Source organism: Streptomyces sp. NPDC088794, from assembly GCF_044750545.1.
In the GTDB taxonomy this organism is placed as follows: Bacteria; Actinomycetota; Actinomycetes; order Streptomycetales; family Streptomycetaceae; genus Streptomyces.
Genome location: NZ_JBIVKB010000003.1, coordinates 587253 through 609503 on the forward strand (window position 1 = coordinate 587253; position 22251 = coordinate 609503).

The following is a 22251-nucleotide window of genomic DNA, read 5'->3' on the forward strand; positions in this document are numbered from 1 at the left end:
AACGCCGGACCGGCGGGTCAGCAGCGGATGTTCGGGGTGCTGAGGGTGTACTTCACCCCGCCCCGGGTCAGCGAACCGCCCAGGCGGATGCACTCGTTGGTGGCGTCGAACCATGTGTAGACCGGGCCGGCGTAGTAGTGGTAGTTCGCCGGGTGCTCGGGGGGCGGGTCGGCGGCGTAGTCGCCACTCTCGTCGAAGAGGTAGAGCGTGATGTTCGAGGCCAGGCCGTCATAGGGGCTGGACCAGAACTTGGCGCAGTTGTGCTTGGTCGAGGCGTTCCAGTACGTGCGAGCGTAGCCGCCACCGTTGCTTCCCGAGGGGCTCTTGGCCCAGTACGTCTTGCCGTCCCAGCTGCCGCTGCACTCGTCGGCCGCGGGAGCGGCGGCCGCCTGTCCCGGTGCCGCCTGTGCGGTGGGAGCGGCGACCAGGCCGAGCATCAGGGCCATGACGCCGAGGCCGAGCAGCTGTGTTCTGCGCAAACGCTTCATCCGTGAGTCCCCCATGAGATGTGGTTAAGCAGGGTCATGACATGTGTAGTCGGAATGCACCGTCTGTGGTGGGGCAGACCTCCGGCTTTCACGAAATCTCCGCCGGATCGGCATCTGCTACGGAACAGGCATTCGACTACAGAACAAGCGAGCGCCGTTCGCCGTCAGGCGCTCAGTCCATCCCTGTCATGAGTTCGGCGAAGGAGCGGGCGGCGACGGAAGAGGTGAACAGCCGGTCGAGCCGGGCCCGGGCGAGGTTCCGCTCGAAGGGCCCGGAGTGCGTGTCGTCGCCGGCGTCGTGGACGGTCCGGGTCAGCCAGTGCGAGAACTCCTGGTCGTTCCAGACCCGCCGCAGACAGCGCTCCGAGTACGTACGCAGGGCGCTCTCGTCGCCGTCACCCACGAAGTCCGCCACCGCCCGCGCGAAGACATCGGCGTCGTAGAGCGCGAGGTTCATCCCCTTGCCGCCCATCGGGGAGACGATGTGCGCCGCGTCGCCGACGAGGAAGAGACGGCCGTACTGCATGGGGTCGTGGACCAGGCTGCGGAGCCGGAAGATCTCCCGGTCGGTGATCGGCCCGGAGCCGAGGTCGGGGTCGCCGAGCCGGGTGCGCAGGGCGTCCCAGACACGCTCGTCGGACCAGGCGGCGGGGTCGTCCTCGGGCGGGCACTGGAGGTAGTAGCGACTGGTGTACGGGCCGCGCGGGAAGTGCGCGGCGAAGCCCTGCGCGCTGACGGCCAGCAGCGGATATCTCGGGGGCGGCGCGTCGGCGAGAACGGTCAGCCAGCCGATGCCGTGGTCGAGGGCGTGTGCGGTGAGGACGCCGTCGGGGACCGCGGTTCGGCTGATGCCGTGGTCCCCGTCGCAACCGGCGACGAAGTCGCAGGTGATGGCTCTCGGGCTGCCGTCGGTGGCGCGGTACCGGACCGTCGGGCGCTCGCCGGTCAGGTCGTGCAGGGAGATGTCGGCGGCCTCGAAGCGCAGGTCTCCGCCGTCGGTGAGGTAGGTGTCGGTGAGCTTCTGGACCAGGACCTGTTGGGGGCAGATGCGGGCGCCGAGACCTTCGGACCCGTCGCTGTCGGACACCAGGTGGCTCTCGCCGTCCACCCGGAACTCCAGGATTCCTTCGGACGGGACTCCGCCGAGGACCCGGTCGGCCAGCCCCCAGGCGTCGAACATCCGCACGGCCCGCGTCTCGACGATGCCCGCGCGCTGGCGCTGCGCCACGTGGTCGCGGGTCTGGCGCTCCAGGACGACGCAGTCGATGCCGCTGCACCGCAGCAGGTTGCCGACGGTCAGCCCGGCGGGCCCCGCGCCGATCACCACGACAGTCGTGGACTCCACCGACTGCTCGCCCAACTCCCCTTCACCTGCGGCCACTTGACCACCCCCCTCCGGGGCAGCGTAGCGGCATTCCGCGCGGATCCGGGTGCAGGCCGCCGGTGAGGGTGGCGGCGAGTGCCGGGGACTGGTCAGCGGCTCCGTCGGACGTTGAGGCGGGCGGCCTGGCGCGTGAGGTGGGCGCGTTCGGCGAGGTTGGGTGCCTTGTGGGCCGCCTCGACGTACAGCCGCGCCGCCAACTCCAGGTCTCCGTCGCGCTCGTGGAGGTGGGCGGCCACCGCGGTGTGGCGGGGCAGCGAGTCGTCCAGTGCCGCGAGGGCGGCCAGGCCGGCGCGGGGTCCGTCTGCCTCGCCGACGGCGACCGCGCGGTTGAGCAGGACGACCGGGTTGTCAGTGAGGCGCGCGAGTTCGTCGTACCACTCGACGATCTGCACCCAGTCGGTCTCCTCGGCGGTGGGCGCGTCGGCGTGCAGGGCGGCGACGGCGGCCTGGGCCTGGAACTCGCCCAACCGGTCGCGGGCGAGGGCCCGTTGGAGGATCTCGACGCCCTCGGCGATCACTTTTGGGTCCCACCGGCCGCGGTCCTGTTCGGCGAGCGGCACGAGGCTGCCGTCGGGTGCGGTCCGGGCGGCGCGCCGGGCGTGGTGGAGCAGCATGAGGGCGAGCAGGCCCGCCACCTCGGGATGGTCGATCACGGCGGCGAGTTGGCGGGTGAGGCGGATGGCCTCGGCGGCCAGGTCGACGTCGCCGGAGTAGCCCTCGTTGAAGACCAGGTAGAGGACGCGGAGCACGGTGGCGACGTCGCCGGGCTGGTCGAAGCGCACGCCGGAGACGGTGCGCTTGGCTCTGCTGATGCGCTGGGCCATCGTCGCCTCCGGCACCAGGTAGGCCTGGGCGATCTGCCGGGTGGTGAGCCCGCCGACGGCGCGCAGCGTGAGCGCGACCGCCGACGACGGGCTCAACGACGGGTGGGCGCACAGGAAGTAGAGCTGGAGCGTGTCGTCCGTCGCCGGTCCGAGTCCGGGCGCCGGTTCCTCCTCGACGAGGTCCTCGCGCCGGCGGCGGGCCGTGTCCGCCCGGGTCGCGTCGAGGAACTTGCGCCAGGCGACCGTGACCAGCCAGCCCTTCGCGTCGCGCGGCGGGTCGGCGGGCCACACCCGGACCGCCTCGATCAGCGCGTCCTGCACGGCGTCCTCGGCCGCCGCGAAGTCGGCTCCACGGCGGACGAGGATGCCGAGCACGTTCGGTGTGAGGCCCCTGAGCAGGGCCTCGTTCACTTCCAAGGGCATTCGACGGCCGTGGGCTGCGAGCTGTAGAACGGACGCAGCTCCAGCCACTCGTGGATCGGCCTGCCACCGGCCCCGGGCGCGGCCGACAGCTCCCCCGCCAGCTCGACGGCACGCTCGTAGCTGTCCACGTCGATGATCATCCAGCCGGCGATGAGGTCCTTGGTCTCCGCGAACGGCCCGTCGGTGACCGGCGGGCGCCCCTCACCGCCGTACTGGACGAAGGTCCCCTCGGGCGAGAGCGCCTGGCTGTCGACGAGTTCGCCGCTCTTCTCCAGCCGGGCCGCGAAGTCGCTCATGTACTCCACGTGCGCCGAGATCTCCTCGGGCGTCCACTGCTCCATGGGCACGTCGTTGACCGGTGCCGGAGCGCCTCGGTAGTGCTTCAGCAGCAGGTACTTGGCCATCGTGGTTCTCCTCGGTACTGGTGCGCCCCATTGTGGCCGCCTTCACCACGGGGACGGAGCCGGGCGGGGATTCTCGACATCGCCGGCCAGGTTTTCTTGGAATTGAGTGCTCAGGCTGCGCAGCCAGTCCTCGACGACCGCCAGGTCCGCGTCGGTCAGGCCGAAGGCGGAATCGACGCGGTGGAGGAGGGCGGGCCCTCGATGGTGCGTCGCCACCCACGTCCGGTCGAGTTCGGTGATCTCGTCGTCGACCCAGACGAACGGGCGTCCCGCCGCGGCCCGGACCAGGGTTCGGATCTTCCAGTGCGGAACGCCGACCTCGTTCTCCTCCGGCGCCTCCGGCAGACCGGCCACCGGGAGCTCCGGCAGCCCGAGCAGCGGACCGATCACTCTATTGGCGTCGTGCATCCACGCGGTGGCCCATATCAGCACGCAGGGCAGTGCCAGCAGACGCGGACCGTGGGCGAGGTCGATCCTGGCCAGATGAGGATTCGACGTGTGCTGCCAGGCCTGCCATCCCTCGGGAGTCGACGGAAGTCGTACACCGTCGTAGGGCAGAAGCGTTCCGTCGACGTCCAGGAAGAGCAGCGGGTGCTCCGCGCGGTCGGTCATGACCGCACGGTAGCGACTCCGCGCACCGGCGGCCTGCGCATCATGAACACGTCCACCGGGTCCTCGGTCTCGACGGTGAACCCGTGGCGCTCGTACAGCCGCCGTGCGGGACTGCCCTGGAGGACGTTCAGCCGGACCAGGACGCCGGCGCGGTCGGACCGCTCCAGCAGTGCGCTCAGCACTCCCGAACCGATGCCGGTGCCCTGAAGGTGCGGGGCCAGGTAGAAGTGCTCCAGCCAGTGGGCGTCCTCGGCCGGGCGCAGGGCCACGCAGCCGGCGAAGGTGCCGGCCACCTCGATCGTCCAGGTGTGACGCGGGTCAAAACCGTCGCGGAATCGCTGCCGGACGCGACGCTCGTCGTACCGCCCGAGTCGCTCCAGGTCCGGCCGCATCACGACCGCACGCAACTCGGCCACCGTCTCGACGTCCGACTCCCGCGCCGGTCGCATGCTCCAGTCCGCCATGATCGGCACGCTACCGACCCCCTTCCCGACCCGGACCACCGGGATGACGGTCCTTCGACGCCGCAGCGGCCGATTTGGCATGGTTGACCGCGATGAGTGAGGTGCAGGAACGCATTCAGCGTCACATCGACGCGCTGGTCGAGACCGGCGCGGAGAACGGTGTGCAGGTCGCCGTCTTCCAGGACGGCGCGCTGATCGTCGACGCGGTGGCCGGCACGGCCGACCCGGTCACCGGGCGGCCGGTCACCTCCGGCACGCCGATCTTCAGTTTCTCCGCGGTCAAGAACGTCGCGGCCACGCTCACGCATCTGCTCGTCGCGCGTGGCCATCTCGACTACGACAGCCCGGTCACGGATCTCTGGCCCGAGTTCGGCGCGCACGGCAAGGACACGGCGACGCTCCGGCACGTGCTGACCCATACGGTCGGTCTGCCGGCCATGCCGCGCGAGATCACGCCGGTCGAACTGCCCGACTGGTCCCGGGTGTGTGCGGCGCTGGCCGCCGCCGAGCCGCGTTGGCGGCCGGGCGAGGCCATGGGCTACCACTCGTACACCTTCGGCTTTGTCGTCGGTGAGCTGGCCCGGCGCGCGACCGGGCGGCCCGTGCACGAGCTGCTGCGTGAGTGGATCACCGCGCCGCTCGGTGTCGAGGGGCAGATCTACTTCGCCGTTCCAGAGGAAGGGCTGCCGGGGTTGGCGCGCCTGGAACAGCAGGCGCGCCAGTGGCCCGCCGAAACGGGCGACGACGACCCGGCGGAGGGTGACCCGGGGGACGGCGAGGCGATCCTCGCGGCGTGGGAGAGTCGGCCGAGTGCCGAGTTCGGCAACAGGGCCGAGATCCTGGGCGCCGACATCCCGTCCGTGGGTACGGCCACCGCGCACGGTCTTGCCGCGATGTTCAACGCCCTGTTGCAGGGCGGGCTCGTGGATTCCGCGCGGTTGGCGGAACTGTCCACTCCCGCCTTCGAGGGCACGGACCAGGTCTTCGGCACTCCGGTGCGGATGGCGCTGGGGTTCCCGATCGGCAGAATCGGCGCGCCCGCCGAGGAGAACTCCGTGGCCTTCGGATGGCCGGGCGGGGGCGGGAGCTACGCCTACGCGGACCCTGAGCGAGGGATCGCCTTCGCGCTGACGAAGACCCGGCTCGCCCCGGATTTCGACACCGTGCTGTCGGCCTCCGCGATCCTGGCAGACCATCTGGCCCGGGCCCGCTGAGCCTGCCTCGGGACCTGCGGACAGCGACATGCAGACCGTGGTCTCCTGAACGGCCCGCCCTGCGCGGATAGGCTCGTGACGTGGATCGCAGCGGTGTACGACCCGACGACGCGCTCGCGGAAGAGGCGCGGGGCGAGCTGTCGTCCCGGGCGGCCCGGGCGCTGTGGTGGGGGTCGTCCGGTCTGGTGCTCTCCGTCCTGGGCACCTCGGTGCTCGTCGCCGGTACGGAGCACGGGCGACGGCTGCCCGTGGCGGTGGTCCTGGTCCTCGCCCAGGTCTGCGCCCTGCGGTGGCAGGTACGCGCCCCGGCCGCCGTACTGGCCGCGAACGCGCTGACAGGCCTCGCGGTGTGGGCGCTGCTGCCCGCGGTGACCTTGACGGGGGCGCTGCTCGCGGCACAGGTCACGTTGTGCGTGCTGTCGGCCATCAGGTCTCGGCAGGTGTCGGTACGGACGCTCGCGGCGATGTGTCTGCCGGCACCCCTGGCGTTCGGGTCGGGCGGCGGCACGGGACTGACCGTCTATCTGTTGGCGGTGGCCCTGGCCTGGACCGCGGGGCAGTGGCGCAGGGCCCAACAGGCGCGCATCAGGGCGGAGTTGCGCCGGGCGGTGGTGGAGGAGCGGGCGCGGATCGCGCGTGAGGTGCACGACGTCGTGGCGCACACGCTGTCGGTGATGGTCATTCAGGCGGGCGCCGCCGACGACGTGTTCACCCAACAGCCCGAACAGGCCCGGCAGTCGCTGCGGGCCATCGAGACGGGCGCCCGGTCGGCACTCGGCGAACTGCGCCTGCTGCTGCGCGCGTTCGGGCCCGACGCTGAGCACGACGGGGCCGCCGAGCAGCGGGAGCCGGGGCCCTCGCTCGCGCGTCTGGACGAGCTGGCCGACAGGGTCCGCGCGACCGGGATGACGGTGCGCGTGCGGTGCGAGGGCGTCACCGACAGGCTGCCGGCGGCGGTGGATCTGGCGGCGTACCGGATCGTCCAGGAGGCCCTCACCAACACACTTCGGCACGCGGCCGACGCGGACGAGGTGAGTGTGCGTGTGACGGCGGAGAGCGAGTGTGTGGAGGTCACGGTGGTGGACAACGGGCGCACGCAGCAAGGGAGTTCGGCCACCACGGGAGAGGGGCGCGGCCTGGTGGGGATGAAGGAGCGCGCACGGCTGGTGGGCGGCAGCCTGCGCGCCGGTGCGCTGCCCGGGGGCGGCTTCGAGGTGGCGGCGCGGCTGCCGGTGGAGGACGCGTTGTGACGCTGCGTGTGGTGGTGGCCGACGACCAGGTCCTGGTCCGTACCGGATTCCGCATGATCATCGACGCCCGGGAGGACCTGGAGGTGGTCGGTGAGGCGTCCGACGGCCGGGAGGCGGTACGGCTGACGCGGGAGTTGGCGCCCGACGTGGTGCTGATGGACGTACGCATGCCCGTGGTGGACGGTATCGAGGCGACCCGGCAGATCGTGGCGTCGGGCAGTGCGGCCAGGGTGCTCGTGCTGACCACGTGGGACGTGGACGCGCATGTGGTCGCCGCGTTGCGGGCCGGGGCGAGCGGCTTCCTGCTGAAGGACATCCGTCCCACCGAACTCGTCGACGCGATCCGCGTGACCGCGCGCGGTGAGGCGCTGCTGGCGCCGACCGTGCTGGGCCGCGTTCTCGACCGGTTCCTGAGCACCGCACCCGACCAGGCACCGCCGCCCTCCCTGCGCGACCTCTCCGGGCGCGAGCGGGAGGTACTCACCCTGATCGGGCAGGCGTTGTCGAACGCGGAGATCGCCGAGCGCCTGCGCCTTTCGGAGGCCACCGTCAAGAACCATGTCACCGCGGTACTGCGCAAGTTGGGCCTGCGCGACCGCGTCCAGGCCGTGGTCGCCGCCTACGACCACGGCCTCGTGCGAGCTCGGCGCCCCTGACGGCGCCTCCTCCTCAGGGAGGAGGCCGGGCCGTCGTCCTCCTGTGCTCCCAGTGCCGGGCCGTTCCCCCGGCCGATCCGGGACCGGGGCAGCCGGCCGTAGCGTCGAGGTGTGATCGACGACCTGCCCTGCCTCATATATCTGCTCGCCCACGACGAGTCGGCGGACGGCCCCTTCGACCGTTCCCGGACGGAGCTGCTGGTGCGTGCCGCCGCCCTGGTCGACCTCGCCTCGCGCGGTCGACTGCGGGAGGCGGGCGGCACGGTGGCCGTGTCCGGCACGGAACCGATCGGCGACCCCGTCCTGGACGGCGTGCTCCGCGACGCCGCCGGCGGGCACGGTTGGCGGCACCTCGTGCGCCACCGGCGCAAGCGGACGCTGGCCCAGGTGGAGGACCTGCTCGCCGCGGCGGGACTCCTCACCGTGCGGACGGCTCGCACGCCCTTCGGGAGCCGGCGGACGACCGTGACGGACCGCGCCGTGCCCGCCGCGCTCCACGCGCGCGTGTCCACGGCGCTGCGCGGGGACGGTCCCGTGCGAGAGATCCCCGCCACCGACGCCGCGCTGCTGGCGCTGGCGGCGGCGGGACGCATCCGCTCGGTCGTGTCGCGGCGGGACCAGAAGACCTACCGGGCCTGTATCGACACCTGCACGGGGCGGCTCGCCGCGCTCGGGCCGGGCCTGGAGAAGGCCGTACGCGCATTGCCGACGACCATGATCGCCGCACAGGGCGGCATGGGCGGCAGCTGACCCGACGGGGAAACGAACGGGGAGATGAACCGGCAGATGAACCGGGAAATGACGACCATGCACCGCGTCCTGACCACTCTGGGCTGCGCCTTGACCGCCGTACTCGCGACGGCCTGGTCGGCGGCACCACCGGCCCAGCCGACCTTGCCAGCCGGCACGACGGTCCACACGCACGACGGCGTGGTGCGGGGTGCCGCCCACGACGGCTACCGCACCTTCCAAGGCATCCCCTACGCGGCTCCCCCGGTCGGCAGGCTGCGCTGGGCGCCGCCCCACCACGCGAACCCTTGGACCGGGGTACGGAACGCGACCGAGCCCGCGAGCGCCTGCCCGCAGCAGGCCGGCGAGGTGCCCGGCGGCAGCACCGACGAGGACTGTCTCCACCTGAACGTCACCACGCCCGACGGCGCGGACCCGGCACACCCCCGGCCGGTGATCGTATGGCTGCACGGCGGCGGCTTCACCACCGGAGCGGGCAGCTCCTACGACGCCCACCGCATGGCGACCCGCGGCGACGTCGTGATCGTCACCGTCAACTACCGCCTCGGCGCCCTGGGTTTCCTTTCGCAGGACGGACTGCCCGGCTCGGGCACCTTCGGCCTCGCCGATCAACAGGCGGCGCTGCGCTGGGTACGTGCCGAGATCGGCGTCTTCGGCGGCGACGCGCGCAACGTGACGCTGGCCGGTGAGTCGGCGGGCGGCTACAGCGTCTGCGCCCAGCTCGCCTCGCCGGCCGCCGCGGGACTCTTCGACCGGGCGATCATCGAGAGCGGCCCGTGCACCGGCAGCCCCGACCGCCCGTTCGCGCCGTCCTCGGTCCCCCTGTCCACGGCGCGCGCCACAGGCGCGGACCTCGCGGCGAAGGTCGGCTGCGGCTCCGCCCGCGAAGTGATGGCCTGCCTACGGCGAGTGGCCGTCCCGCGCCTGCTCGCGGCCCAGGACACGGACCAACAACCGGCCTACGAGACTCAGTTGCTGCCCAGCGACCCCGCGACGGCGATCGCCGCCGGCCGCTTCCACCACGTCCCCGTGCTCATCGGCAACAACCACGACGAGGGCAACGGCTGGGCGGCCGGGATCATCCAGGCCGGCAACCCCGTCACCCCCACCACCTGGCCCGACGTCGTGTCCGCCTTCTTCCCCTCCCCGGGGCAGGCGAAGGCGATCGTCCGCGAGTACCCGGTGCACCGCACCGACGGGGGTCCGGTGTTCGGGGCGGTCATCGGCGACGCCAACTTCGCGTGCCCGACGGCGCGTACCGATGCCCTGCTCTCCACCCAAGTACCCACCTGGCGCTACGAGTTCGCCGACGAGCACGCCCCGCCGCTTACCTCGGGCACACCACCGTTCCCACTCGGCGCACCGCACGCGAGCGAACTGCCCTACCTCTTCGACCTGGGCGGCCGTCCCCGCGACCTCACCGCCGCACAGCACCGGCTGGCCGACACGATGATCGACTACTGGACCCGCTTCGCCCGCACGGCCGACCCGAACGGCCCGACGTCACCGCACTGGCCCCGACAGACGGTGCTGTCGCTGGCGCCGGACCACGTCGTTCCCAGCGGCACGGCGGGGGCCCGCCATCACTGCGGGTTCTGGGATGCGCTCTGAGATTGTGTTCCGTCTGGGACATCTCCATCTCGGCTGCACCCCCTGGGCGCCGGCATGATCTGCCGCGGCGGTTCAGAAGGCGAACGCCTCGGTCAGGCGTACCCGGTAGCCGTCTTCCTCCATTAGCACGACGGTGACGCCGAATGGGGACGGGTGATCCAGCTCGAGCGGGATGAAGGAGAAGTTCACCGCGGCCTGGATCGGCGGCACCAGCTCGGCGTCCGGCTGTGGCGCGGGGGCCGGCCTCCAGTCCGGGGCGACCGACGCCCGGCCCTCGGGACTGAGGGACAGGAGCTCCTCGCTGTAGGGGAACTGGTGCAGGACGTGCCCGTCGCGATGGGCGAGCACCATGTTCAGGCACGGCGCCGGGGCGACGACGGGCAGTTCGCAGGCGGTGGCGACATCGTGGGTCTCCCAGGCCAGGACCACTTCATCCGCGCCGGCCGCTGCGGCGATGTTCGCGAGTTCCGCGATCCCGGTCAGGGCGTCCTGGCCGCCTTTGAGGGGGCGGGCCCAGATCATCCCGACCAACTCGCCGTGCACCAGCGGCATGATGAGCGGGCGCGGGACGGTGCCCTCGCCCAGCCCGGCGGTGTACGCGTTCTTCGCCACGCTGACCAGTGCGTCCCACATCCGTGGCTCCACGGAAGCCCCCTCTGTCTGCTCTACCCGATCACCGCAGCCTGCCACGGCGGTTGAGGCGGTGTCAGCGAGATGATCCACCAACTCTCGATCGAGGCCGGGCCATCGGGTGGTCCTGGATCACCGAGAGATACGCAGCTGGTCATGGCCGACAACGACGAAGGGGTGCCATCGGGCACGGGGGAACTGTCCGTCGTCGAGCCACCCTGACGGGGGTACCGGCGACCGCTCGGCGCACTGGCGGCCGGGGAAGCGGCTGGAGGATGCTGCATGAGCATCTGAGCTCCTGATCCCCAACATGTTCGCCCGGGTCAGGCCCCCAGCTACTCCGTCACGGGCAGGCACTCGGCGAGCAGGTCGATGACGCCGCGCCAGGCTCGCTGCGCGTGCTGTGGGTGGTGGCCGACGCCGGGGACCGTGGGGTGGTCGACCGGTGAGTGGTGAAAGGCGTGCAAGGCGCCGCCGTAGACCGCGAAGCGCCAGTCGACGCCCGCGGCCTGCATCTCAGCGGTGAAGGCGTTCCGTTGCGCGGGCGGCATGATCGGGTCTTCCGAACCGACCCCGGCCCACACCGGGCACCGAATACGCGCCGCCTTGCCCGGTCGGCCCGTGGTCAGTGCGTTGACTGTGCCGATCGCGCGCAAGTCGACGCCGTCGCGCCCGAGTTCCAGCGCGACGGCGCCCCCGGTGCCGTAGCCGACGGCGGCGATCCGGTCGGGGTCGGTCCGCGGTTCGGTGCGCAACACGTCGAGCGCCGCATGGCCGATGCTCCGCATGCGGTCGGGATCAGCGAGCAGTGGCATGCAACGGGCCAGCATCTCCTCGGGGTCGCTGAAATAGCGCCCGCCGTGAAGGTCGAAGGCCAGCGCTACGTATCCCAGTTCGGCGAGAGCATCGGCCCGGCGGCGCTCGACGTCGCTGAGCCCCGTGCCCTCTGGTCCGAGCAGCACCGCGGGCCGGCGGTCGACACCGGCCGGGAGCGCGAGGTGCCCGACCATCGTCAGACCGTCGGCCGGGTACTCGACCGTGCGCGTCGTAATCGTCGTCATGTGATGGGACTTTAGTGATCGTCGAGCCCGGACCGGTCGCTGTTCTGCCGCTGGCAGAGCAGCACGGGCACCCCCTGAATACGGCGAGGGCTCACAAGAATTACACCGCAGACCGGCGCTATCTCTCGGTCAGGACCGCGTGCATGAGCGCGCGAAGCTCCGCTGCCAAGGCCGGGCGAGAGGTGAACTGGCCTGTCTGCGCCAGGTCGTTGACGACGGCGAACGCGGCATGGACGCGGATACGTACCTCCTTCGGGTCCAGGTCCGGACTCGGCGCTGCCGCTCCCGTCACCTCCGCCCAGTACGCGGCGAAGGCACGCTGGAAGCGGCGCAGTTCCGTGCGATCGCGCTCGGGCAGGTTGTGGCCTTCGGCGAAGTAGGCGGCGACCAGGTCCCGGTAGTCCAGCACCGTGTCGACGTAGGAGATGACCAGCAGGTCGAGCGTGTCGCTCGCGGGCAGTCCGGCCGCCTGCGCGGCTGTGACGTTCTGCCGCAGGCGTTCCTGGATCCGGCTCGCGGCGGTCTGGAGCAGGTCGATCTTGCCCCCGAAGTGGGTGTAGATGCTGGGCCCGGCCATGCCCGCCGCGGCGCCGATGTGCTCCATGGTCACCGCGTGGAAACCACGTTCACGGAAGAGCCGGGCCGACACGGCGAGGAGTTGTTCACGCCGGGCGTCCAGCAGGGACGGGGTGGTCGTCGGGGAGAGCGGCGGTGCGGATGCGGCGGTCAGGTCGGTCGCCAGGGTGTTCAGGGCGATCGCCGTGAGGACTTCCTCGAATGCCGTGCGTGGGAGGCGGACGCGGTGGTCGGAGATACTCCCCAGGACGCTGAACGCCCCCCAGGTGAGCAAGGACGCGTCGGAGGACTCCAACTCGGGTCGCCGGCTCTGCAACGCGCGGATCAGTGGAGCACCGATCCGTATCGCGCGCTTTCTCACCTCGGCGGCGTCCTCGGGCGCGAGATGTCGACGCTCGCGCCGCCAGAGCATGCCGAACTCGGGCCGGGCGACGACGAGAGCCGCCAACCCCGCGTAAACCGCGGAGAGTTCCCGACCCGTGCCGGCCTCGGTGTACTCGTCGAGCACCCGGCCGGCGTCGTCGAGGCCGGCGAGCAGGATGTGGGCGAGCACGGCCTGCTTTCCGCGGAAGTGGCGGTAGAGCGCCGGTCCGCTGAGCCCGGCGGCTGCCGCGATGTCCTGGACGGAGACGTTGTGGTAGCCGTCGCGCGCGAAGAGTCCGGCGGCGATCGCCGCGAGCTGGTCGCGTCGCGTCGGCTTTCCGGGCCGAGGCGGGGCGCCGGAGGGCGACGTCACTGATCACCGGCCCAGGGCAGGAAGTCCGGGAGGCCGTCGTCGATCCGGCCGGGGAATTTCGGCGGCCGCCGCTCCAGGAACGAGGTGACACCTTCGACGGCGTCCGGGCTGAGGGTGAGGAGGCGCACCAGTTGGGTCTCCAGTTGGTGGGCTCGGTCGGGTGAGTCGAGCGACGACAGACGATAGATCATCTGCCGGGTGATCGCGACGGCCACCGGGGCGGTGCGATCGGCGATCTCGTGCGCGAGTGCGTAGGCCGCGTCGATGAGCCCATCGGGCTCGTGGACGCCGTGCAGCAGTCCCGAGCGCAGCGCCTCCTCCGCGCCGAACACCCGCCCGGTGAGCGTCCAGTCGAGGGCGGTGGACAAACCAACCAGGCGGGGCAGGAACCAGCTGGATCCGCCCTCGGGGACGATGCCGCGCCGGGTGAAGGGGAAGCCGAACCTGCTGTCGTGGGCCGCCAGCCGGAAGTCGGCGCCCAGCGGCACCGTCGCGCCCGCGCCCACCGAGGCGCCGTTGAGCGCGGCGATGACAGGCTTGTTCATCGCGAACATACGGGCGGTGACGCTGCCGGCGGGCTCCAGTTCCAGAGACGGCAGGTCCTCCTCCCCCACCCCGTCCACCTCGAAGCCGCCCCCGGAGAGATCGGCGCCGACACAGAAGTCGCGTCCGGAACCGGTGAGGACCACGACCCGGACCTCCTCGTCGGCATCGGCGTGTGCGAAGGCGTCCAGCAGCTCCTGCGCCATACGAAGGGTGTAGCCGTTGCGCGCCGCGGGGCGGTCGAGCGTGATGGTCGCCACCCGATCGGTCAGGTCATAGCGAATCTGCTGGTAGGCGGGCATCTCTAGCCTCTCTTGTTAATCATCCCTAGGTTGATTGTCATCCATTTCCAGCCTTGACAGCAAGGGTTCAGATGCATGAAGTTAATGGCCATTAGGACGCTATGAAGACTGCGAGGGTGTCGCATGACCACGACGGCATATCGATCCCCATGGCTGACGGACGAACTGGACGCCGTGCGTGACCTGGCCCGCACCTTCTTCACGAAGGAGGCGGCGCCGCGCGAGGAGGAGTTCGCCCAGCAGGGGTTCCCCGCGAAGGAGCTGTGGCGCCGGGCGGGCGAGCTGGGCCTGCTGTGCGCGTCGATCCCGGAGGAGTACGGGGGTGGCGGCGGGACGATCGCCCATGAGGTCGTACTGGTCGAGGAGCAGATCAAGGCCGGCGCCTCGGGCATGCCCATGATCGTCCACTCCGGCATCGTGGCCCACTACGTCAACGCCTACGGCACCGAGGAACACAGGCGCCGCTGGCTGCCCCGGATGGCCGGCGGCGAACTGCTCGGCGCGATCGCCATGACTGAACCGGGTACCGGATCCGACCTCCAGGGCATCCAGACCCGGGCGGTCCGGGCGGGTGACGACTACCTGATCAGCGGCGCGAAGACGTTCATCACCAACGGCCACAACGCCGGCCTCGTGATCATCGCGGCCAAGACCGACCCGGCCCAGGGCGCCCGCGGACTCTCGCTCCTGGTCGCCGAGGTGGACGAGGACACGCCCGGATTCCAGCTCGGCCGGGTGCTGAAGAAGATCGGCCAGCACAGCACCGACACCGTGGAGCTGTTCTTCGACGAGCTGCGCGTCCCGGCGGCGAATCTGCTCGGCTCCCGCGAGGGCCTCGGCTTCGTGCAGCTGATGGAGCAACTGCCTCAGGAGCGGCTGCTGGTCGCCGCACTCGGACTGGCCTGGCTCGAGGCCGCCGTGGACACCACGGTCGCCTACACCAAGGAACGGCACGCCTTCGGGCGACCGCTGTTCGAACTTCAGAACACACGCTTCGAGTTGGCGGACTGCGCCACGACCGCGCGGGTGGCCCGGGTCTTCCTCGACGACTGCGTCCAGCGCCATCTGGACGGAGAGCTGGACGCCGCCACCGCCTCGATGGCCAAGTACTGGATCACCGACCGACAGACCGAGGTCGTGGACCGCTGCCTCCAACTGCACGGCGGCTACGGCTACATGGCGGAGTACCCGATCTCCCGGATGTTCACCGACGGCCGCATCCAGCGCATCTACGGCGGAGCCAACGAAGTCATGAAGGAACTTGTCGCCCGCTCACTGTGAGTGGCCCCGAGACCGAGAGAGGAATCCGCGGACATGACCACGGAAGCACTTGTGTACGAGGCGTTCCGCACCCCACGCAGGCGCGGCAAGCAAAGCGGCTCCCTCACTCGGCGCCCCCACGAGCAAGCCCTCCCCGACAGCGAAGGAGCTGCCCGGTGACGTCGACCTTGCCCCGGACGTTTTGTGAGGCGTTCCAGCAGACCGCCGCGCGTCAGGCCGGTCTGGTGGCCCTGCGTACCGTCGGCGGTACGAGGTCGCTGCTGTGGTCGGAGTACGCCGACCGGGTCCGGGCCCTGGCCCAGGGGCTGACGGCGCTGGGGGTGCGCCGCGGTGACACGGTCGCGCTCATGCTGCGCAACCGGCCCGAGTTCCACCTCGCCGACACGGCCGTCCTGCACCTGGGAGCGATCCCGTTCTCGCTCTACAACACCTCCTCGCCCCAGCAGGTCGCCCACCTGCTCACCGACTCACGAGCCCGTCTGGTGATCACGGAGGAGTGCTTCCTGCCCGTACTCAACCCCTACGTGAGCGCCCTGCTGGTCCCCGACCCCGACGCACTCACCGCCTTCGGTGCACGGCACGGCCTGGACGGCAAACCTGGCGAACTGTGCCGGCATCCCGCGGTCCTGGCGGCGATCGAGACGGGACTGGCTGCGGCCAACTCGGTCCTGTCCCGGCCCGAGCAGGTGCGCGCCCACACCGTGATCACCGACACCTGGCAACCCGGCAGCGACTACGTCACCCACACCCGCAAAACCCGCCGCACACCCATCCACCAGCACTACGCCACCCAGATCGAAGCCATGTACACCCACCACACCGAACACACCGCAACCGCAAACGCCGGCACCGGCACCGGCACCCGCTAATCCGGACAGGACTTGGGACGTCAGCATTGCCACTCTGCACTTGCCCCCAGAACCCGATTGCCGACACAGAGAGCTACGCCCGTCACAGGGCTGACCACCAACCCGCTGAAGGACTCGTCATGCCGTTGCCCCCCGTTCTCTCGCAGCCCCTCACGCTTCCCGTGGTGGGCTCGCCGTTGTTCATCGCCTCCGGCCCGGAGCTGGTCATCGCCCAGTGCCAGGCCGGGGTCATCGGCTCGTTTCCGGCCCTCAATGCTCGGCCCGCCTCGCTTCTGTCGGACTGGCTCGATCGCATCACGGAGGAGAACGCGTCGTACGCGGCCGCGCACCCGCAGGCCGTCGTCGCCCCGTTCGCGGTGAACCAGATCGTGCACCGCTCCAACGACCGCCTCGAGCACGACATGGACGTGATCGTGAAGCACCAGGTGCCGATCGTCATCACGTCACTCGGTGCGCGGCCGGAGATCAACGACGCGGTGCACTCCTACGGAGGCGTCGTCCTCCACGACGTCATCAACAACGAGTTCGCGCACAAGGCCATCGACAAGGGTGCCGACGGCGTGATCGGGGTGGCCGCAGGGGCCGGCGGCCACGCCGGAACGCAGTCACCGTTCGCCCTTGTGCAGGAAATCCGGGAGTGGTTCGACGGTCCGCTGTTGATGTCGGGCGCCATCGCCCACGGTCGCTCCATCCTGGCCGCGTTGGCCGCAGGAGCGGACCTCGCGTACGTAGGCTCCGCGTTCCTCGCCACCACCGAGGCGAACAACTCGACCGCGTACAAGCAGATGATCGTCGACGGCACCGCGAAGGACATCGTCTACAGCAGCCTGTTCACCGGCATCCACGGCAACTACCTGCGCGGCAGCATCTCCGCCGCCGGACTCGACCCGGACAACCTCTCGGAGTCGGATCCGACCGCGATGGACTTCGGCACGAGCGACACCGCGAAGCCGAAGGCATGGAAGGACGTCTGGGGTTCGGGCCAAGGCATCGGCGCCGTCAAACAGAGCACGACCGTCGCGGACCTCGTCGCAACGCTCAAGAAGCAGTACGACGACGCGCAGTTCGCCCTGCACACCAGGACACGCACGCACGGCGCGACCACGCACGGGGCCTGAGCACCCTCGAGGGAGGTCCGGCCCACCAGGACCCGGGATTGCCGGAGGCGTCAGGACAGCAAGTCGCCCGAGGTTCCGGACAGCGGACCGCCGGAATCGGGGGGCAGGTACCGCTACTCCGTCACCGCGTACAGGTCGCCTTCGCTGTTGGCGACGTAGACGACGCCGTCGGCCACCGTCGGCGACGAGGACACGCTGCCGCCGGTGGGGAACGTCCACCGTTGCTTGCCGGTGGCGGTGTTCACCGCGTACACATCGCCGTCGGCGCTGCCGACGTGGACCACCCCGTCGGCCACCGTCGGCGACGTGACCCCACCGCCTCGGACGGGGAACTTCCACCGTCGGTCGCCGGTGGCGGCTTCCACCGCGTACAGAGCGCCGTCCTCGCTGCCGAGGTACACCGCCCCGTCGGCCACCGCCGACCGCGAGTACACCTTGCCGCCGGTGGGGAACGTCCAGCGTTGTCTGCCGGTGGTGGTGTCCACGGCGTACAGGTTGCCGTCCGGGCTCCCGGCGTAGACCGTCCCGTCGGCAACGGCCGGCGACGAGAACCCCTCCTTGCCGACGCGGAACTTCCAGCGTTGCTTGCCGGTGACGCCGTCCACCGCGTACAGAGCGCCGTCGTCGCCGACGGCGTAGACCACTCCCCCGGCCACCGCCGGCGACGAGTAGTTGGGGAGGCCGGCCGGGAACGTCCACCGGCGCTTGCCCGTGGCGGCGTCCACCGCGTACAGGTCGCCCTGCACGCTGCCGAAGTAGACCGCCTCCGCGGCCACGGCGGCCACCGTGATAACGGGGTTGCTGGTGGGGAACGTCCATCGGCGTTTACCCGTGGCGGCGTCCACCGCGTACAGGCCGCCGTCCGTCCCGCCGATGTAGACGACTCCCCCGGCCGCCGTCGGCGACAACTGGGCGCTACTGCCGATGTGCGTCGTCCACCGCTGCTTTCCGGTGGCGGTGTCCACCGCGTGCAGGTCGCCGTAGACGTTGACGCACACTGTCCCGGCGGTGACGGCCGCCGATGCGTACACGCCGGGGCCGACGTGGAACTTCCAACGTCGCTCACCGGACGGGGCGGTGAGGGTGGGGTCCGAGTCTGGTTCTTCGGTGGAGGAACCGCCGCCACCGATCTTCCAGCCGGCGTAGCCGAGTCCCACGACGGCGGTGGCTCCGACACCGAACAGGGCCCGTCTGCGGGTGATCCCGGGCGGCCGTCCCGCGGCGTTCGCGGGCACCCGGGGCGGCAGCCGGTCTGCGGGTGGCGGCAGGACGAAGCCGTCCTCTTCCCTCGGCGGGGTCGGCGCCGGGCGTGGTGACGGGCCGGTACCGCCTTCCGCCGGCACCGGGTCCGGAGGCGGAGGCTCGGACGCCTCGGACGCGTCGGGCAGTACGGGTGGTGGGGCCTGGCGCCGGGGCGCGGTGACGGTGCGCGCGTGCACGGTCGCGGCGACCGGTTCAGGGAGCCAGCCGGGCTGGGTGGGGATGTGGGCGGCGGGCTGCTCACCGCCCGTGGCCTCGGCCAGCTCGTCCAGCAGCGCGGCCACGGTGGGCCGCCGGTCGGGCTCCTTGGCCAGGCATCGGGCCACCAACGCCCGCAGGGCTTGCGGGACTTGACGCAGGTCTGGCTCCTCGTACACGACGCGGAAACTCAGGGCGTGTGCCGAGCCCGACCCGAACGGGCCGGCCCCGGTGGCGGTGAAGGCAAGCACCGCGCCCAGCGAGAAGACATCGCCGGCCGGTCCGACCGGCTTGCCGGTCAGCTGCTCGGGGGACATGAACCCCGGCGTGCCCACCACCATGCCGGTCCGGGTCAGCGCGCTGGCCTCGCCGGAAACCGAGATCCCGAAGTCGATCACCCGCGGCCCGTCCGTCGCGAGGAGGATGTTCGACGGCTTGAGGTCCCTGTGCACCACGTCCGCCGCGTGGATCACCTCCAGCGCCTCGGCCAGCCCCGCCCCGAGCGCCAGCACCGGACCCTCGGGCCACGGTCCGTGCGCCGCCACCGCGTCGCCCAGCGGAACCCCCGGCACGTACGCCGTCGCCAGCCACGCAGGCGCCCCGTCCGGATCGGCGTCGACCACACCCGCGGTGAACACCCCGTTCACTCGGCGGGCGGCGGCCACCTCCCGGGCGAACCGGCGTCGGAAGTCACCGTCCTCGGCCAGTTCCGCACGCACCACCTTGACCGCCACCGCGCGCCCACCCGGCGAACGTCCCAGGTACACCCGCCCCATACCGCCCGCGCCCAGCCGCGCCACGATCCGGTACCGCCCCACCTGCTCCGGATCCCCCGCCTCCAGAGCCTCGAACGCCTCCACCGCAAAGCCCCCCTGACGTGCCGTCACCCGACGCCCCGGGCAGCCGCCCCCGAAGATCCCACATCATCCCCGACACACCCTTTTTTCGCACTATCGTTCGCCCGACAGCGCCAGAACAGCGGATCATGAGTCCGCTGCCGGAGACCTCTCCAGGCTCGCGGCCAGTCCCATGACGACTACGGAGATCGACACGATCCCGGCGCCGACGTACAGGGGTGCCCGGTAGCCGAGGCCCGCCGTGATGGCCAGGCCGCCGAGCCAGGCACCGAGGGCGTTGCCGACGTTGGACGCGGAGACGTTGGCGCTGGCGCCCAGGGCCGCGCCGTGCGCGTGGTCGGTGACGCGCGTGGTCATCCCGGGGACGGCGGCGAAACCGAACAGCCCCATCAGGAACACCAGAATCACGGATGCCGTGGCGCTGGCCGCCAGCAGACCGAACAGGACCAACGTGACCGTCAGACCGAGCAGAGCCAGGATCAGGGCGGGGTCGCGGTCGTGGTCCGCCGCTCGTCCGCCGATGACATTGCCGACGACCAGGCCGACGCCGTACACCATCAACAACCAGGCCACGTCCGACGGCGAGAAGCCGCCGACGTCGGTGAACGTGTAGGCGATATAGCTGAACGCGCCGAACATCCCGCCGTAGCCGAGTGCGGTGGCCGTCAGGGTCAGCCAGACCTGCCAGGAGCGGAAGGCGCGGAACTGGTCCCGCAGGGCGACGGGTGGTACGGAGGCGGAGGAGCTCTTCGTCAGTGGCAACTGTCGGCTCTTCGTCAGCGGCAACTGTCGTGTCTGTCCCGCGCCTTGAGGGACGAGCGTCGCGATGCCCGCCAGCGCGAGTACGCCGATTCCGGTGACCGCCCAGAAGGCGGCCCGCCAGCCCCAGCGCTCGCCGACCAGCGCGCCGAAGGGCACGCCCAGTACGTTCGCGACCGTCAGTCCGGCGAACATGACCGCCACGGCACGGGACTTCCGCTCGGGGGCTACCAGGCTGCGTGCGACCAGCGAGCCGATGCCGAAGAACGAACCGTGGCACAGCGCCGCGACGATCCGCCCGAGCAGCATCACGCGGTAGCTCGGCGCGACGGCGGAGAGGAGGTTGCCGAGGACGAACAGCGCCACCAGGCCGACCAGTACGCCCTTGCGGGGCAGCCGTGCCGTCGCCGCGGTCAGCGCGATCGCGCCGACGGCCACGCTGAGCGCGTATCCGGAGATCAGCCGGCCGGCCGCCGCCTCGGACACCGAGAAACTCGACGCCACCTGCGGCAGCAGCCCGGCGATCAGGAACTCGGTCAGGCCGATCCCGAACCCGCCGAGTGCCAGCGCGACCAGACCGGTCGGCGTGCGTTGACGCTCTTGGCGCCCGCGCGGCGGCAACTCCGTGTCCCTGAGCCCGAATTCGGTCATGGAGTCACCCTCACCCGTGGTGAGGGGCCGGTCCATGGACAAAGAGCGACGGCGATTGGACGAACGGGATGGTGTCGTCACCGGCCGCCGCGGGCCGGTGACGACAAGGTGATCCGGTGTTACTCGCCGACGACGCCGGACGCGGCAACCACGATCTTGCCCTTCGTCGAGCCCGAGCGGGAGCCGAGGGACTCGATCTTCTGCACCAGGTCCGAGCCCTCGACGACCTCGCCGAAGACGACGTGCTTGCCGTCCAGCCAGGGCGTGACGACGGTGGTGACGAAGAACTGCGAGCCGTTGGTGCCGGGGCCCGCGTTCGCCATGGACAGCAGGAACGGACGGTCGTGGCGGAGCTTGAAGTTCTCGTCGGCGAACTCGCCGCCCCAGATGCTCTTGCCGCCGGTGCCGTTGCCGTTGGTGAAGTCGCCGCCCTGCAGCATGAAGTCGGGGATGACCCGGTGGAAGGGCGAGCCCGCGTAGCCGTAGCCGTGCTGGCCGGTGGCGAGCTCGCGGAAGTTCTGGGCGGTCTTCGGGACTACGTCGTCGAAGAGCCGGAACACGATGCGGCCCGCGGCCTCGCCGTTGATGGTGATGTCGAAGTAGACGTTACTCATGCGGCCCATCCTTTCATCCCCCGGTCACACCGGCAGCGCCGCCCACGCCCACCAGCCGCTACTCCCCTGCGGCCGGCTCCTCCAGCGGGTTCGCCAGGGTCCGCTCCGCCCAGTCGCCGGCGACCAGCCCGGCCGCCGCGCACCCCGGCTTCCGCCCGGCCTGGTCCCGGAAGAGCCGGACGAAGGACGCGGCGAACCCCAGGCGGGGGTAGGCCGTGACGAGCGCCTCGCGGAACCGCGGCTCGAACGCCTCCAGTCCCGTCCCCGAGACATCGGCACTCGTCCCCACCTGGAGCAGACGGCTCTCCAGGTCCTGCTCCGGATCCACGTCGTCCCGCATGTGCAGCACGATCAGCTCGGCCGCCCGGTCCCGCCGCTCCACCGGCCAGCCCAGCCCCGCCGTGAAGACCCGCGCCAGATGACCGCCCGCGTCCTCGAAGGGGAGCGATTGGCTGTCGAAGGGCGCGGTGAGCGCCAGGTCGTGCAGCATCGCCGAGACGAACAGCAGCTCGCGGTCGAAGTCGAGGCCGCGCTCCTGTGCCCAGGCGGCTCCGAAGAAGTACGAGCGGAGGGAGTGGTGGTACAGGACCTCGTCCGCGTACTCGGCACACACCCCGAGCGCCGCCTCCGCCGCCCGCCCCGACGGGGCCCGCACCCCCGCGACCTCGATCACCATCGCCCGCCTCTCATGAATGTCCACGCCCCGCCGTGCCGTC

At 71.1% G+C, this 22251-nt stretch carries 22 protein-coding genes; 8 read left to right on the forward strand and 14 right to left on the reverse strand.

The window, feature by feature from the left end; genetic code table 11:
* Positions 1 to 17 precede the first annotated feature (17 nt).
* From ACIP6U_RS11530 to ACIP6U_RS11555, 6 genes are all read right to left on the reverse strand, one after another.
* Positions 18 to 488 (reverse strand): hypothetical protein, encoded by a 471-nt coding sequence (locus tag ACIP6U_RS11530; protein ID WP_401715204.1) that lies wholly within the window; start codon positions 486 to 488, stop codon positions 18 to 20.
* A 172-nt stretch (positions 489 to 660) separates the two neighbouring features.
* Complete coding sequence (locus ACIP6U_RS11535; protein WP_401715205.1) at positions 661 to 1869, reverse strand: 4-hydroxybenzoate 3-monooxygenase; 1209 nt, start codon at positions 1867 to 1869, stop codon at positions 661 to 663.
* Positions 1870 to 1961: 92 nt separating this feature from the next.
* Entirely contained in the window at positions 1962 to 3107 is a 1146-nt protein-coding gene (locus ACIP6U_RS11540; RefSeq protein WP_401715560.1) for an RNA polymerase sigma factor, read from the reverse strand.
* Positions 3104 to 3523, reverse strand: coding sequence for a YciI family protein (locus tag ACIP6U_RS11545; RefSeq protein ID WP_401715207.1), 420 nt, complete (start codon positions 3521 to 3523; stop codon positions 3104 to 3106). Before ACIP6U_RS11545 ends, ACIP6U_RS11540 begins: the two co-directional genes overlap by 4 nt.
* Before the next feature lie 42 nt (positions 3524 to 3565).
* Positions 3566 to 4135, reverse strand: a complete 570-nt coding sequence (locus ACIP6U_RS11550) for an HAD domain-containing protein (protein ID WP_401715209.1) — start codon at positions 4133 to 4135, stop codon at positions 3566 to 3568.
* Positions 4132 to 4599: a GNAT family N-acetyltransferase gene (locus tag ACIP6U_RS11555; RefSeq protein ID WP_401715210.1), complete on the reverse strand. Its 468-nt coding sequence runs from the start codon at positions 4597 to 4599 to the stop codon at positions 4132 to 4134. Before ACIP6U_RS11555 ends, ACIP6U_RS11550 begins: the two co-directional genes overlap by 4 nt.
* Positions 4600 to 4691: 92 nt before the next feature.
* Here ACIP6U_RS11555 and ACIP6U_RS11560 point away from each other — a divergent pair, with 92 nt between their 5' ends.
* From ACIP6U_RS11560 to ACIP6U_RS11580, 5 genes are all read left to right on the forward strand, one after another.
* Positions 4692 to 5813: a serine hydrolase domain-containing protein gene (locus ACIP6U_RS11560; RefSeq protein ID WP_401715211.1), complete on the forward strand. Its 1122-nt coding sequence runs from the start codon at positions 4692 to 4694 to the stop codon at positions 5811 to 5813.
* 80 nt (positions 5814 to 5893) lie between these two features.
* A complete protein-coding gene (locus ACIP6U_RS11565) occupies positions 5894 to 7063 on the forward strand; it encodes a sensor histidine kinase (RefSeq protein WP_401715213.1) in 1170 nt (389 codons plus the stop codon).
* On the forward strand, positions 7060 to 7719 hold the full coding sequence (locus ACIP6U_RS11570; RefSeq protein ID WP_401715214.1) for a response regulator: 660 nt from the start codon (positions 7060 to 7062) through the stop codon (positions 7717 to 7719). The genes ACIP6U_RS11565 and ACIP6U_RS11570 overlap by 4 nt, the downstream gene beginning before the upstream one ends.
* A gap of 111 nt (positions 7720 to 7830) precedes the next feature.
* Positions 7831 to 8469, forward strand: a complete 639-nt coding sequence (locus ACIP6U_RS11575; protein ID WP_401715216.1) for a GPP34 family phosphoprotein — start codon at positions 7831 to 7833, stop codon at positions 8467 to 8469.
* Between the two features lie 57 nt (positions 8470 to 8526).
* Complete coding sequence (locus ACIP6U_RS11580) at positions 8527 to 10080, forward strand: carboxylesterase/lipase family protein (protein WP_401715562.1); 1554 nt, start codon at positions 8527 to 8529, stop codon at positions 10078 to 10080.
* 72 nt (positions 10081 to 10152) lie between these two features.
* On the opposite strand, the gene ACIP6U_RS11585 is transcribed toward ACIP6U_RS11580, so the two are convergent.
* The 4 genes from ACIP6U_RS11585 to ACIP6U_RS11600 form a co-directional block, all read right to left on the reverse strand.
* Positions 10153 to 10713 carry a hypothetical protein gene (locus tag ACIP6U_RS11585; protein WP_401715217.1) on the reverse strand — a complete coding sequence of 187 codons (561 nt, stop codon included), beginning with the start codon at positions 10711 to 10713 and terminating at the stop codon, positions 10153 to 10155.
* A 332-nt stretch (positions 10714 to 11045) separates the two neighbouring features.
* Positions 11046 to 11771 (reverse strand): dienelactone hydrolase family protein, encoded by a 726-nt coding sequence (locus ACIP6U_RS11590; RefSeq protein ID WP_401715219.1) that lies wholly within the window; start codon positions 11769 to 11771, stop codon positions 11046 to 11048.
* Positions 11772 to 11889: 118 nt separating this feature from the next.
* Positions 11890 to 13083 carry a TetR/AcrR family transcriptional regulator gene (locus ACIP6U_RS11595; RefSeq protein WP_401715221.1) on the reverse strand — a complete coding sequence of 398 codons (1194 nt, stop codon included), beginning with the start codon at positions 13081 to 13083 and terminating at the stop codon, positions 11890 to 11892.
* Complete coding sequence (locus ACIP6U_RS11600; protein ID WP_401715223.1) at positions 13080 to 13928, reverse strand: enoyl-CoA hydratase-related protein; 849 nt, start codon at positions 13926 to 13928, stop codon at positions 13080 to 13082. Before ACIP6U_RS11600 ends, ACIP6U_RS11595 begins: the two co-directional genes overlap by 4 nt.
* Before the next feature lie 123 nt (positions 13929 to 14051).
* On the opposite strand from ACIP6U_RS11600, the gene ACIP6U_RS11605 reads away from it, so the two are divergent.
* The 3 genes from ACIP6U_RS11605 (at position 14052) to ACIP6U_RS11615 (ending at position 17196) form a co-directional block, all read left to right on the forward strand.
* Positions 14052 to 15209: an acyl-CoA dehydrogenase family protein gene (locus tag ACIP6U_RS11605; RefSeq protein ID WP_401715224.1), complete on the forward strand. Its 1158-nt coding sequence runs from the start codon at positions 14052 to 14054 to the stop codon at positions 15207 to 15209.
* 155 nt (positions 15210 to 15364) lie between these two features.
* A complete protein-coding gene (locus ACIP6U_RS11610) occupies positions 15365 to 16078 on the forward strand; it encodes an AMP-binding protein (RefSeq protein ID WP_401715225.1) in 714 nt (237 codons plus the stop codon).
* Positions 16079 to 16197: 119 nt separating this feature from the next.
* Positions 16198 to 17196, forward strand: coding sequence for an NAD(P)H-dependent flavin oxidoreductase (locus tag ACIP6U_RS11615; RefSeq protein WP_401715226.1), 999 nt, complete (start codon positions 16198 to 16200; stop codon positions 17194 to 17196).
* A 113-nt stretch (positions 17197 to 17309) separates the two neighbouring features.
* Here the strand turns inward: ACIP6U_RS11615 and ACIP6U_RS11620 are convergent, their stop codons facing one another.
* The 4 genes from ACIP6U_RS11620 to ACIP6U_RS11635 form a co-directional block, all read right to left on the reverse strand.
* Positions 17310 to 19514 carry a PQQ-binding-like beta-propeller repeat protein gene (locus ACIP6U_RS11620; RefSeq protein WP_401715228.1) on the reverse strand — a complete coding sequence of 735 codons (2205 nt, stop codon included), beginning with the start codon at positions 19512 to 19514 and terminating at the stop codon, positions 17310 to 17312.
* A 123-nt stretch (positions 19515 to 19637) separates the two neighbouring features.
* Positions 19638 to 20921 (reverse strand): MFS transporter, encoded by a 1284-nt coding sequence (locus tag ACIP6U_RS11625; protein ID WP_401715230.1) that lies wholly within the window; start codon positions 20919 to 20921, stop codon positions 19638 to 19640.
* Positions 20922 to 21040: 119 nt separating this feature from the next.
* A complete protein-coding gene (locus ACIP6U_RS11630; RefSeq protein WP_401715231.1) occupies positions 21041 to 21535 on the reverse strand; it encodes a peptidylprolyl isomerase in 495 nt (164 codons plus the stop codon).
* A 58-nt stretch (positions 21536 to 21593) separates the two neighbouring features.
* Positions 21594 to 22211, reverse strand: a complete 618-nt coding sequence (locus ACIP6U_RS11635) for an HD domain-containing protein (RefSeq protein ID WP_401715233.1) — start codon at positions 22209 to 22211, stop codon at positions 21594 to 21596.
* Positions 22212 to 22251: the final 40 nt, after the last annotated feature.